General features: G+C 63.9%; 12 protein-coding genes. 5 read left to right on the top strand and 7 right to left on the bottom strand.

Annotated features, from left to right (window positions below; translation table 11 throughout):
- Nucleotides 1-52 precede the first annotated feature (52 nt).
- Entirely contained in the window at nucleotides 53-616 is a 564-nt protein-coding gene (locus ACYG9R_RS18660) for a hypothetical protein (RefSeq protein ID WP_155923217.1), read from the top strand.
- Nucleotides 617-962: 346 nt separating this feature from the next.
- Nucleotides 963-1,901 (top strand): diacylglycerol/lipid kinase family protein, encoded by a 939-nt coding sequence (locus tag ACYG9R_RS18665; protein ID WP_023728217.1) that lies wholly within the window; start codon nucleotides 963-965, stop codon nucleotides 1,899-1,901.
- Between the two features lie 92 nt (nucleotides 1,902-1,993).
- Here ACYG9R_RS18665 and ACYG9R_RS18670 read toward each other — a convergent pair whose 3' ends face one another.
- From ACYG9R_RS18670 to ACYG9R_RS18680, 3 genes are read right to left on the bottom strand one after another with little or no spacing between them, the layout of a single operon-like run.
- Nucleotides 1,994-2,911, bottom strand: coding sequence for an NAD(P)-dependent oxidoreductase (locus ACYG9R_RS18670; protein WP_023823425.1), 918 nt, complete (start codon nucleotides 2,909-2,911; stop codon nucleotides 1,994-1,996).
- Nucleotides 2,908-4,122: a mandelate racemase/muconate lactonizing enzyme family protein gene (locus ACYG9R_RS18675; RefSeq protein ID WP_023823426.1), complete on the bottom strand. Its 1,215-nt coding sequence runs from the start codon at nucleotides 4,120-4,122 to the stop codon at nucleotides 2,908-2,910. Before ACYG9R_RS18675 ends, ACYG9R_RS18670 begins: the two co-directional genes overlap by 4 nt.
- Complete coding sequence (locus tag ACYG9R_RS18680; protein ID WP_023823427.1) at nucleotides 4,119-5,735, bottom strand: GMC family oxidoreductase; 1,617 nt, start codon at nucleotides 5,733-5,735, stop codon at nucleotides 4,119-4,121. Before ACYG9R_RS18680 ends, ACYG9R_RS18675 begins: the two co-directional genes overlap by 4 nt.
- A gap of 223 nt (nucleotides 5,736-5,958) precedes the next feature.
- Between ACYG9R_RS18680 and ACYG9R_RS18685 the strand changes: the two genes are divergently transcribed.
- Nucleotides 5,959-6,354: an acyl-CoA thioesterase gene (locus ACYG9R_RS18685; protein WP_023671995.1), complete on the top strand. Its 396-nt coding sequence runs from the start codon at nucleotides 5,959-5,961 to the stop codon at nucleotides 6,352-6,354.
- Between the two features lie 500 nt (nucleotides 6,355-6,854).
- Here the strand turns inward: ACYG9R_RS18685 and ACYG9R_RS18690 are convergent, their stop codons facing one another.
- Nucleotides 6,855-7,223, bottom strand: coding sequence for a winged helix-turn-helix transcriptional regulator (locus ACYG9R_RS18690; RefSeq protein ID WP_023683744.1), 369 nt, complete (start codon nucleotides 7,221-7,223; stop codon nucleotides 6,855-6,857).
- An 89-nt stretch (nucleotides 7,224-7,312) separates the two neighbouring features.
- Here ACYG9R_RS18690 and ACYG9R_RS18695 point away from each other — a divergent pair, with 89 nt between their 5' ends.
- Nucleotides 7,313-7,918, top strand: a complete 606-nt coding sequence (locus tag ACYG9R_RS18695) for an NADPH-dependent FMN reductase (protein ID WP_023671992.1) — start codon at nucleotides 7,313-7,315, stop codon at nucleotides 7,916-7,918.
- 165 nt (nucleotides 7,919-8,083) lie between these two features.
- Here the strand turns inward: ACYG9R_RS18695 and ACYG9R_RS18700 are convergent, their stop codons facing one another.
- On the bottom strand, nucleotides 8,084-9,379 hold the full coding sequence (locus tag ACYG9R_RS18700) for a glucoamylase family protein (protein ID WP_023724933.1): 1,296 nt from the start codon (nucleotides 9,377-9,379) through the stop codon (nucleotides 8,084-8,086).
- Between the two features lie 258 nt (nucleotides 9,380-9,637).
- On the opposite strand from ACYG9R_RS18700, the gene ACYG9R_RS18705 reads away from it, so the two are divergent.
- Nucleotides 9,638-10,516, top strand: a complete 879-nt coding sequence (locus ACYG9R_RS18705) for a DMT family transporter (RefSeq protein ID WP_050588054.1) — start codon at nucleotides 9,638-9,640, stop codon at nucleotides 10,514-10,516.
- A 28-nt stretch (nucleotides 10,517-10,544) separates the two neighbouring features.
- On the opposite strand, the gene ACYG9R_RS18710 is transcribed toward ACYG9R_RS18705, so the two are convergent.
- The gene (locus ACYG9R_RS18710) at nucleotides 10,545-11,855 is read right to left on the bottom strand and encodes a hemolysin family protein (protein ID WP_023728213.1); all 1,311 of its coding nucleotides are present in this window, start codon (nucleotides 11,853-11,855) and stop codon (nucleotides 10,545-10,547) included.
- A gap of 70 nt (nucleotides 11,856-11,925) precedes the next feature.
- Entirely contained in the window at nucleotides 11,926-12,633 is a 708-nt protein-coding gene (locus tag ACYG9R_RS18715) for an LssY C-terminal domain-containing protein (RefSeq protein WP_286440051.1), read from the bottom strand.
- Nucleotides 12,634-12,741 lie beyond the last annotated feature (108 nt).

A 12,741-nucleotide genomic window follows, 5' to 3' on the forward strand; every position in this document is an offset into this window, starting at 1 on the left:
GCGCTCCAGCCTCGCGCCTGCTTCGAACAGCGCCGGCAGCACGATGTGCAGCTTGCGCACGGCGACGATCAGCCCGGTGCGACGGGTGGCGGATCGATCGGAACGGTTGGCTGAACAGCGCCCGGGCGCCTTCGGGCGGAGCGAAGTCTGCCGCCGAAAGCACGGTGAGCATGATCGCGTCATTGCCACCGATCTCGACGAAGGACACGCCTCTGTCGATCAGGCGCGGGATCATGTCGGTGAATTGCTGATCGCGCCTGGTGATGAAGATGGTTCCGTCAGCGCCGAAATCTCGTTCCAGCAAAGTATCGGCTTCTTACGCGTCGCTTCGCCGACCGGACCTTGGCCCAAAAGACAGTCGGCGCCGGGATTTCTCCCAGCGCCTCCCTGTCAGATCAGGACACGGTCGCGGCAGCAACTTCCGCAAAGTCGTCGCGCCATGCCGGCCTTGATTTTGACGGTCCTGCCAGTCACCGCCCGAGGGCAGTGCCCGTTCCAGACCACGCCGTTCTCCACCCTTGCGAGCTTCGTTCGGCGCGCCATCGAAGGTTTTCGCCGTCCTTCATGGCAGCATCGGTCCGCCGTTGGCGTTCGCACGCTTTCCGCGGCCCCGTAGGTCTCGGCATCCGTCCCTCCAACAGGCAAGCCTGCTCTCGCTTCGGGCCGTACGGGCCTCAGGAAATCCGCCTTTTCGCTTTGCCTTTCGGCGTGGCGATCGGTAGCCGCCTGAGATGGTTAAACTTACGCCGGGTAAGGGTTTTGGGGAATAGGTGTGAGCCTGTGGATAACGGGATTATCGGGGATCGTTTGCCACAAAGCTCGGAATTTCGACTCCAGCTGCATTAGACAGCCCGCCCGCTTTTTGGCGCCTGATCGGCTGTGCCCCTTGCTCCGCCGGCTGGCGCGGGCTTCAATGCAGGCAAAGCATCGAGCCTATCGGCTCGGTGCGGGGAGGGTGCGCATTGAAAGTCGGGGTGGTGCTCAATCCGATTGCCGGCGGCGGCCGGCTGAAACGGCATTGGCCGGAGGTCGCCGCATCGCTGAAAAAGCATTTCGGCGAATTCGAGCTGCGCGAGACGCAGGCCGAGGGCGACGCCGAAAGGCTGGCACTCGACCTCGCGGCAAGCGGCTTCGAGCTGGTGATCGCGGCCGGCGGCGACGGCACCGCCAGCGAGGTGGCCGACGGATTGCTGCAGGCTTTCGATGAGAGCGGCCGGACAACCGAACTTGGCTTGCTGCCTTGCGGCACCGGCATCGATTTCGCGCGCGGACTTGGCCTGCCGAAAGAGGTGGATGCGGCGTTGAAGCGGATCGCCGAAGCCAAGGCGCGCAAGGTCGATGCCGGGCGCATCTGCTACATCGACGACCATGGCGCGCTGGCCAGCCGGCACTTCATCAATATCGCCAGCCTCGGCCTGTCCGGCGCCACGGACCGTGCGGTCAATGCCGACAAGCGCAAGGGCAGGATGTCGGCCAAGGCGCTGTTTTTCTGGCGCACCGTGGTCGAGTTCATCCGCTACCGCTTCCAGGACGTCAGGATCACCGTCGACGATGGCACCCCGGTCGAGGCGCGCATGGCGCTGGTGGCGGTCGCCAACGGAAAGTTCTTCGGCGGCGGCATGATGATCGCCCCGGACGCCGAACTCGCCGACGGCCAGTTCGACATCGTCATCCTGCGCGCGGCCGGCAAGCTGAAGCTGATCTGGGATATTCGGCTGCTCTATGGCGGCCGGCACCGCAACCATCCCGCCATCACCATATTGCGTGGCCGGAAAGTGGTGGTCGAACCTATCGGCGATGTCGAGAAGAACGGCGCGCTGGTCGACATAGATGGCGAGTCGCCGGGGCGTATACCCGCGACGTTTGAGATCCTGCCCGGAGCGCTGACGCTGAGATATTGAATCAAGGCGTTGAGGGATTGATTCAGGTGGTTTGAGCGGCGATTCCGGCGAACCGGCCAAGGGCCTGAAATCGCAGGACATATTTACCCGGCTTAGCTTTCCAGCTTGGCTGGGAAACCGGGCGCGCGCAGATCCATGTCGACGGCATCCTCGAGCAGTTTGACGATCTGGGTCGACCAGGCGCCGCCGCCATATTCCTGTTTGCCCATCAGGAAAATCTCACTCACAAGCGGCGCCAGTTGGAGTGGCAGTCTGAACTCCCTGCCCATCGCAAGCGCAAAGCCGAGGTCCTTCAGTGCCAGGTCCATGGTGAAGCCAATGTCGTAGGAGCCGTTGAGGATGAGCTGGCTTTCGGTCTCATGGACGAAGCTGTTGCCGGAGGAGGCGACGATGGCGTGGTAGGATTGCGCGAGGTCGAGGCCGCCTTGCTTGGCCAACATCAGCGCCTCGCCGGCGGCGACGAGATGGATGAAGGCCAGCATGTTGGTGATCACCTTGATCACCGCCGCCGAGCCGACCGGACCCATCAGGAACGACTTTGCGCACATCGCTTCGATGGCCGGACGATGGCGCTCGTAAAGCGCAGCATCGCCGCCGACAAGCGCGGTGATCTTTCCGACCGCGGCCAGATGCACGCCGCCGGTGACCGGGCACTCAAGCGTTTCGACGCCCTTGGCCGAGGCGAGGGCGGCGAGGCGCAGAATCTCGTCGCGGCCATTCGTCGACATCTCGATCCATGTGCCGCCCTTGGGCAATCCTTCCAGCAGTCCACCGGGACCAGCCAGCACCGCTTCGCTGACCTTGGGCGAGGGCAGGCAAGTAATGGCATTGCCGGCCTGTGCCGCCGCTTCGGCCGGGCTGGTCGCGGCCGTGGCGCCGAGCGCCACGAGGCGCTCGACGGCGGCGGGGTCGCGGTCGAAGACGATGACGACAAAACCGTTGCGCAACAGGCTGGCGGCAAGGTTGCCGCCGAGATGGCCAAGGCCGATGAAGGCGTAGCGTTCGCTCACGGCATCAGCGGCGTTTGCATCATCTGCAAATGCAGGTCCTTGCCGGTGTAGGGATGCGCGTCGCAGACCGCTTCGTCCAGCTCGACGCCGAGGCCCGGCCCCTTCGATGGAATGACATTGCCGTCCTGCCACTCGATCTTCTTCTTCAAGAGCGTCGCGTGGAAGCCGTCCCACTGCTTCAGCGATTCCAGGATGAGGAAATTGGGCAGCGTCACCGCCAGCTGGATGTTGGCGGCGCCAACGATCGGCCCGCAATAGCAGTGCGGCGCGATCTGGATGTGGTAGGCCTCGGCCATGGCGGCGATCTTCTTGGTTTCGAGAATGCCGCCTGAGCGGCCAAGGTCCGGTTGCAGGATGGTGGCGGCGCGGTTCTCGATCACGCGAGCGAATTCGAACTTCGTGGTCAACCGCTCGCCGGTGGCGATCGGGATCGAGGTGCCGCGGGCGACCTGCGCCATCACTTCGGGCATGTCCGGCGGGACCGGCTCTTCGAACCACAAGGGATCGTAGGGCTCGATGGCTCGTGCCATGCGCAGCGCACCCGACGCGGTGAACTGGCCATGCGTGCCGAACAGAATATCGGCGCGGGTGCCGACGGCTTCGCGGATCGCCTTGACCATGCGGGTGGAGACATCGATGTCGATCAGGCGCGGCTGGTGGCCGTCGAAGGCGGTGTAGGGGCCTGCCGGGTCGAGCTTGACGGCGTTGAACCCCTGCTCGACATATTCGAGCGCGCAGGCGGCCGCCAATTCGGGGTCATTGTAGACGTTCCGGCCGTCCGGCGCGTCCTCCGAATGGACGCTGCCGGTGTGCGGATAGAGATAGGTGTAGGAGCGCAGCGTCTCGTGCACCTGACCGCCGAGCAGTTTGTAGACCGGCTTGTCGGCTTCCTTGCCGACAATGTCCCAGCAGGCCATTTCCAGCGCCGAGAAACAGCCCATGCCGGTAACGTCGGGGCGCTGGGTAAATCCTGAGGAATAGGCGCGGCGGAAGAAGGTCTCGATGTCATGCGGATCGTGGCCGATCAGGTAACGCTCGGCCATGTCCTCGACCAGCTTCGCTGTTATGTGAGCCGAGAAGGTGGCGTTGTAGGCCTCGCCGTAACCGACGACGCCGCCATCGGTGGTCAGCTTGACGAAGATGAAATACTTGCCGCCGATGCCGGGCGGCGGGTTGCCGACTACCCAGGTCTTGACGTCGGTGATCTTCATTTTTGGTCCTCCAGAACCAGTTCGGCGCCCTTCCATCCGGTCATGACCGAGGCGGCGTTGGTGTTGCCGGTGATGTTGGCGGGAAATATCGAGGCGTCTATGACGCGCAGACCTTCGAGCCCGTGCACTTTCAGGCGCGGGTCGACGACGGCGGCCCCGGCGTCCGGCCCCATGCGGCAGGTCGAGACCGGGTGATAGACGGTGCCTGAGCGCTTCCTGAAATCCTGGATCAGGTCAGCATCCGACTGGATCGATGGGCCCGGCAAAACCTCCTCAGTGATGATCTCGGCCATGGCGGGCATCGAGGCTATCTTGCGCACGAACTTCACCGCCGCCAGCATCTCGTCGACATCGGCGTTGGTGGAATAGGCGTTGGCGACGATCCTGGGATAGTCCAGCGGATTGCTGGAGCGGATCATGATCTCGCCGCGGCTGGACGGGCGGCAGTTGGAGAGGCCGATGGAAAAGCCCGGCCACGGATCTGGCGTCAGGATCGGCCGCTCGCCGCTCTTCGGAATGACGGTCGAGAAAGCCTGGAAATAAAGCTGCATGTTGGGGCGCGAAAACGCCGGGTCGGTTCGGAAGAAGCCGCCGCCATGGTTCATCGACAGCGACAGCGGGCCGGAGCGGGTGAGGATGTACTGCATGCCAACCAGCAGCTTGCCCCACCAGGGCCGCAAGATTTGGTTGAGCGTCGGCACGTTTCCCTTGAAGGTATAGTTGATGCCGACATGGTCCTGCAGATGCGCGCCGACATTTTCGTTGGCGTGGACGACCGGGATGCCAAGCCCCTTGAGCAGTGCGGAGGGACCGACGCCGGACAGTTGCAAGAGCTGCGGCGAGTTGATCGAGCCGGCGGACAGGATGACTTCGCGGCCGGCCCGCGCCGTCTTGGTCTCGCCATTCTGCAGATATTCGATGCCGACGGCGCGCTTGCCCTCGAACAGGATCCTGCTCGCCAGCGCATTCGTCTCGACGCGGACGTTTTTGCGCTTCATCGCCGGGCGCAGGAAGGCGCGCGCGGCCGACATGCGGCGACCATTCCTGGTCGAGATCTGGTAGGTGCCGACGCCTTCCTGGGCGGCGCCGTTGAAGTCGGGGTTGAGTGGCAGCCCTGCCTGCTGGCCGGCGGCGAGATAGCGCCTGGTCAGCGGATGGACGGCGTTCGTCGTGTCGGTGATATGCAGCGGCCCGCCGGTGCCGCGCCATTTGTCGGCGCCGGCCTCATTGTCCTCGAGCGCCTTGAAGCCCGGCAACAGATCGTCATAGCCCCAGCCGGGATTTCCGGCATCGCGCCAGTCGTCAAAGTCCTCGCGCGCGCCACGGATCCAGACCATGGCGTTGATCGAGCTGGAGCCGCCAAGCAGCTTGCCGCGCGGCCAATGGTCGACATTGCCGGCAAGGCCGGGGTCCGGCTCGGGCTTGTAGTTCCAGTTGACCGCCGGATCGAAGAAGGTCTTGCCGTAGCCGAGCGGCATCTGGACATAAAAGCGGCGGTCGCTGCCGCCGGCCTCCAGCACCAGCACGGAGAAGCGGCCCGAAATCGACAGCCTGTCGGCCAGAACCGAGCCGGCCGAGCCGGAGCCGACGATGATGAAGTCATAAGTCTGCATGATTGGTGTTGGCGGCTCCGCAAAACTGAGCGCAGCCTATCCGCGACGGCTTGGCCGCGCCCCTGCGGCTTCCGGCATGGCTTGTGAAAAAAGCGACCGTGAGACGCCTGGTCGGAAAAGCCACCATGGAACCGACATTGCGCCGGGAGCCTCGCCCGTCGCGTTGACCTCTTGGGTCCATGACGCTACGGGATCAAGGGCTATCGCTTCAGGGGAATCTCGGATGGTGCATTACGCGGACGGACGGCCGATCGGTGATCTGACCTTGCGTACGCTCGCCATGCCGGCCGATGCAAATGCGGCCGGCGACATCTTTGGCGGTTGGGTGATGGCGCAGATGGATCTTGCCTGCGGCATCCGTGCGGCCGAGCGGGCCAAGGGCCGCGTGGTGACGGCGGCTGTCAAGGAAATGTCCTTCGCCAAAGCGATGAAGATCGGCGACACGCTGTGCATCTACACCCATGTCGAGCGCGTCGGCCGCACCTCCATGACGCTCAAGGTCGAGGCGTGGGCGCAGCGCTACCTCTCCGACCTGATGGAGAAGGTCACCCACGCCGATTTCGTCATGGTGGCGCTGGATAGCGACGGCAAGCCGAAGCCGATTCCAACCGAAAGTTGACATCGTCGATTCTGCCAAGCTTGCGCTTATGTAACATCCCCCGCGCGGGCGACGCGCTACGCGACATCCAACGGTTGCCTTCACATCCGATTCTGCGGGCGGCGGAGGGAAGACAATGCGTCAACATATGCTGAACGTCTGGCTCGTGGCGGCCCTTGTCGCGGTGATCTGCCTGCTTGGCACGACCGCTTATACCGAGATCAGGAAAGAGCTTCCAGGCGTTGCCTGCACGCACGACCGGACCGTCGGCAACGAGCGGACTGCCCAGCGGTCTGCAAGAGTAGAGACGTGCGGCGCGATGTGTTGCAGCAACCCTGCGTCAAAGGCCTGAGGGCCCGTCAGCGGAAGACCTCGTCAGCCTCAAAATGATGATGCGCCGGCGAACGAAACGCTGCAGCTATGTCGCGATGGCGTGACCAACGATGCAAGGGCGGATCCAGTTAAACCCGGGTACGCGTCGTCGACGGCAAAATCCGTAAACTATCGCTGGGCAACGGTTTTCAGGCGTGCACGCCATCGAATCTTTCACGCGCCGCCTGGACCCGCGAGGTGTTTTTCCGCGCCCATTCGCCGAGCGCGCCGACCGGCACCAGCAGCTCATGGCCGAGCTCCGTCAGCTCATAGTCGACGCGTGGCGGGATGGTCGGGAACACGGTTCGGGTGACGAAGCCGTCGCGCTCAAGACCGCGCAAGGTGGTGGTCAGCATCTTCTGCGAAATGCCGCCGACAGCGGCGCGCAACTCATTGAAACGCAGCGGTCCGCCGCCCAGCTTGCCGACGACCAGAACGGTCCATTTGTCGCCGACGCGCTGCAGGATTTCCGAGACGGCGCGGCAGTCTTCGGTGTTGTGCGGGTGCCTCAGTAACATAACGGTGCCTCCTTGCGCTGCCATTTGTCAGTATCTCATATAGCGCCGGTATCCAAACGATACCAGCTTTTGCATATATGGAGAGCCCCATGTCCAAGCCCAAAATCGCCATCGTCGTCGGTTCGACACGCGCCGCGCGTTTCGCCGATGTGCCCGCCCAGTGGATCGCCAAGATCGCGAAATCTCATGCCGACATCGACGTCGAGACCGTCGACCTGCGCGACTGGCCGCTGCCCTTTTTCGACGAGGTCGCCTCGTCCGCCTGGGCGCCGTCGCAGAACGAAGTTGCCCAGCGCTGGCAAAAGAAGGTCGCCGAATTCGACGGCTTCATCTTCACCGCCGCCGAATACAATCATGGCCCGACGGCCGTGCTGAAGAACGCCATCGATTACGCCGCCAATGAATGGAACAAGAAGCCGGCCGGTTTCGTCGGCTATGGCAGCGTCGGCGGCTCGCGCGCTGTCGAACATTTGCGTCTTGCCGCGGTCGAATTGCAGATGGCGCCGGTCAAATCCGCCGTTCACATTGCCTGGAGCGATTTCCTGGCGGTGCGCCAGGGCGAGAAGAAGCTCGAGGAGATCGAGCATCTGAACCAGGCTGCCACGGCGCTGGTCAACGACGTTGCCTGGTGGGCCCGCGTGCTCAAGGCAGCGCGTCAGGCCGACGCGATTGCCGGCGAAGCCCAGGCGGCCTGAGCCTTATCCTCCCAAGGATCGATGATTTTTCCAAAGGGCGGCGTTTGCGCCGCCCTTTTTCATTCACGTGAAGAGGCGCTCTCGGCTCCCTTGGCCGGATGGTGGAGTCGGACCGGCAAGGTCGCGCTGATGCCTTGACGATCCCGCGCGAAGGATCGCCGCCTGTCACAGCCAACCGCCGGAAAACCCGGCCCGGCGCAGTCCTGTGGTGATGGCCGGCACGCGGCGCATCAATCGCCACAGGAAGTCGGACCGGTAGTTCTCGATCATCAGGGCGATCGGCCCCTGGTTGATGCCGACATGGTCCGGCGATACCCAACCGCAGGCGCGACCGTCGTCGGCAGCGATCGTCGGGTTGAAGCTCGCGGTGAAGCCGTAAGGGTTGCCGTCGCGCAGGTCCATCTCGTGGAAATGGCGCAGCGCCGGCAGCACGATTTCCGGCGCAAAAGGCAAGGAGGCGATTGCCGCCCATGGCGACAGCGTGCCGTCATCGGGGCCAAACGGTGCGCCGCGGGCGAGATAACCGAAGAAGCGGCGTCCATCGGCTCGCCGCGCGATCGGACCTGGGCCGTCGCTGGCGGTGACGCCCCAGCAATTCTCGCCATAGCCCGCGAACCCCCTCGGATTGCGGATTGCGTAATCGCGCTGCAGATACGTCGCCTGGCGGCTGTTTTCGAAATAGTCCCGGTCGTGATCGCGCATGAAGGCATCGCGGATGTCGCGAAAATCGATCCAGATATGCGAGAACTGGTGGATGAAAAGCGGGCCGGCATAGACCATCTCGCGGCCGTAGATGGTCTTCCATTTGTAAGTGGACAGCCAGGCCGCGTAGCTCTCGGGAGTTAGCGAGTGGGTCGGCGAACCGAGACCCAGGACGTACAGGATCAGCGCCTCGTCAAATCCTTCCCAGCGGTAGCGGAGAAAGCCTTTTCCAGGCCGCCAGCCATGGGTGACGGTGGCGCCGCCGTTCTGCGCCCAGCGCCAGTCGGCACGGCGGTAGAGCGCATCGGCAAGCTGGCGGATTTCCAGTTCGAGCTCATCGTCCTCGTCGAAATAAGCGCCGGCGGCCAGAACACCGGCAAGCAAAAGGGCGGTATCGATCGTGGACAGTTCGCAATTCCAGACGCGGCGGCCGGTCTTCATGTCGAGGAAATGATAGTAGAAACCCCTGTAGCCGGTGGCATCGGGCTCCGGCCCGTGCGGGGCGTTCCAGAAGAAGCGAAGCGTGGCGAGCGTCCGCTCGATTGCGGCATCGCGCGTCATGAAACCGCGCTCGACACCGACGGGATAGGACGACAAAGCGAGCCCGACGGCGGCTATGCTGGCAGGCGACGCCTGCGTGTTGCGGTCGGCGACCAGGCCGTTGGCAGGGTTGGCCTCGTTGAGAAAATACTCGAAGGACAGGCGCTGGATATCTTGGAGAAGCTCGTCGTTTAGCGCGTGTTCGTTCGATGCATCCATGACAATCGATATAGAGGCTTTGGCTGCTTTTGCCATTCTTCCAGCGGATCAATCATGGGTGAGGGCAGGCTGGGGCCGATAGCGAAAGGCGCTGCCGACGCACCGAATTCAAATCGAGGGGCTGCGAAGATCGGTTGGACCGCCATATGCACGGCCCTGCCATCTGGCCTGGCCGTCCTCCCCTGATATATCCGGCTGCGATCCATCACATGAGCATGCCCCGTGAAGTCACCCAGCCTGTCAGGCGTCGTTTCCCCCATGACCCCGGTGCTGGTCTGTGCACTTGCGATCTTCCTTCTGTCCGCCATGGATGCGGCGATGAAAATCCTGGTGATCGCCGTCGGTGTCTACAACACGGTGCTATGGCGAAGCATGCTTGCGAGCGTGGTCGCGGGCACGGCTTGGGCGGCGGGGCCGCGTTCCCTTCCCACGCCTTCCGTGCTGCGGCTACACGCGCTGCGCGCCGTGGTCGTGGGCATCGTTCTGCTGTCGTTCTTCTGGGGCCTTGCCAGATTGCCGCTGGCGGATGGGATCGGGCTTAGTTTCGTCGCGCCGCTGTTCGCTCTCCTGCTGGCGGCGCTGCTTTTGGGCGAACGCATACAGCGCCAGGCGATCTGGGCGTCGCTGGCGGGCATCGCCGGCGTCGTCATCATCATGGCCGGACAGTTCGGGCAAGGGAATTATACCGGGGATGCCCTGCTTGGAACGGTGGCGGTGCTCGCATCGACGGTGTTCTACGCCTACAATCTGATCCTCTCGCGGCGGCAGGCGCTGGTGGCCAAGCCAGTCGAGATCATGCTGTTCCAGAACCTGTGCGTTGCCGCCGTCCTTCTCCCCGCCGCTCCCTGGCTCGCGGTTGCCCTGCCGGGCAATCTCTGGCTTCCGCTGGCCGGGGTGACGGCGCTGTCGCTCTCCGGCCAGTTCCTGATGAGCTGGTCCTACGCGCGGGCCGAAGCGCAATATCTAATCCCGACGGAGTATTCCGCCTTCATCTGGGCGATCGTGTTTGGCTGGCTGTTCTTCGACGAGGCGGCGACCTGGACCACGCTGGCTGGAGCGGCCCTGATCGTGGCCAGTTGCCTGATCGCCTCGCGCTCCAATCCGAAGCTTGCCGAACCGATCGAAGCCGCGGTCTGAGGGCGCTATTCGCTTTGACGGCAGAGCGTCAACGCACCACTTCGCGATGGCCGCTGGGCAGCCGGGTGGCGATCAGCTTGTCGATGCGGCGGCCATCGAGGTCGACGACCTCGAAACGCCAGCCTTGCGCGTCGACGCATTCGCCGGTCGCCGGCAGATGGTGCATGTGCGACAGCACATAACCGGCGACGGTCTCGTAGTCGCGGTTTTCCGGCAGGTCGATACCGAGAACGTCAGCCATCTCGTCGGCTTGCATGTATCCCGCGAGCAGCCATGAGCCGTCCTCGCGCTTGACGGCGTTTTCCTCGTCGCCGGCATCAAGGTCGGCGCGGAAGACGCCGGTGATGGCCTCGAGAATGTCGGCAGGTGTGACGATCCCTTCGAAATGGCCGTATTCGTCATGCACCAGCGCCATCGGCACGTCGGATTCCTTCAGCTTCTGCAGCACATCCAGCGCGTCGGCCTGGTCGTAGACGATGGGGGCGGCGCGCACATGCTTGCTCGGATCGAGTGCGCGGCCGGCGAGCAGGGCGGCCAGCACGTCGCGCGTCTGAACAACGCCAACCATGACGTCGACGCCGCCGTCGCCGGCCGGCAGGCGCGAATGCTGGGTCTCCATCAAGAGCTTGCGGATGGCGCCCTCATCGGACTGCAAATTGATCCAGTCGACCTCGGTGCGCGGCGTCATCACGGCGCGCACGGCGCGATCGCCGAGCCGCATGACGCCGGCGATCATGCGCCGCTCGTCAGATTCGATGGTGCCGTGGTGCTCGGCCTCGGCGACCAGCATCTTGATCTCTTCGTCGGTGACTTTTTCCTCGCTCTCGCCGCGCTGGCCGAGCAACCACAATATGGCGCGGCCGGAAATGTCGAGCAGGAACACCAGCGGCGCCGAGACGGTGGCGAGGATGGTCATCGCAGGCGCTGCGCGGGCCGCAACACGCTCGGGATCGCGCAGCGCGATCTGCTTGGGCACCAGTTCGCCGACGATCAGCGAGAAATAGGTGATGATCGCAACGACAATGCCGACGCCGAGCGGATCGGCGATGTTTTCGCGCATGCCGGTCGAGGCCAGGTACACCGACAGCCTGTCGCCCAGCGTGGCGCCGGAGAAGGCGCCCGACAGCACGCCGACCAGAGTGATGCCGATCTGCACTGAGGACAGGAATTTGCCGGGATTGGAGCCGAGCGTCAGCGCACGCCCGGCGCCATTGACGCCGCGGTCGATCATCGCCTTGAGCCGCGCCGGGCGCGACGACACGATGGCGAGCTCGGACATCGACAGAAGGCCGTTCACACAGATGAGGACGACCACGGTGGCGATTTCGACGTATAGCATCAGGGCTCAATAGCATTGCGGCGGGCCGCAGGAAAATAGTCCGCGATGATTTTTGGAAAATGACAGTGGTTCAGGGGAATTGCCTGAGCACCCCGACAACAGCCTTGCCGTCGGTGAAATAGGGATCGCCGCCGCCGTTGCGTCCGGTCCTGGTGGCGCCGATGCCCGGGATGTCGCTCACCGAGATCACCATGCCGGCCGCCGACAGGTCGTGGATCACGAGATCGCGCTCGGCGTCGATGTCAGGGGCGATATGGTGGGTGATGGCGCCGGTATCGTGGCTGAGACCAACGCCGCGGTCGAAGCTGGCCGAGCCCATCCAGAGCGTTCGGCCGTCGTCGCCGGTCGCATCGCTGCGCCAGAAGCGGACATGATGGCGCCGGTCGGCGCTGCCGCCGACCGGCTTTTCGAAGGCGAGATCCTGGGCGCGGCCTTCGAACAGCAGCCGGCTGACCGGGGCGTCAGGATAGGGATGATCGAACAGCACGCTCTCACCGATTTCGATCGCTGTCTTTAGCGTCACGCCATCGGCCGTATCCCATCCGGCCATGGCGAAGGCATGGACCATCTCTTTTTCGGTACCGACAAGGCCGATATTGATCGGGTCGCCCGGAATGCCTTGCGGCGTGTGTGTCACCATCTCGAAAGTCTGCGTGCGAAAGCCGCGGTCGCGAACCGTCCAGAATTCCGGCGCAGCGACATAGGCGAGGGCCAGCCAGACCGCCAGAAGAGCGGCGAGCCAGGTCAATGCGCGTCGTTGCAGGCTTCGTCGGCTCATGAAAGCGGCTCGATCCGTGCGGTATCTGTGCCTGACGGACCCTGGAAATCAATGGCCAGCGGCGAGCAGCCGTTCTATCGTCGGCCATCGTTTTTGCGGGGGGTGAGC

This window comes from Mesorhizobium sp. RSR565B, assembly GCF_054719465.1.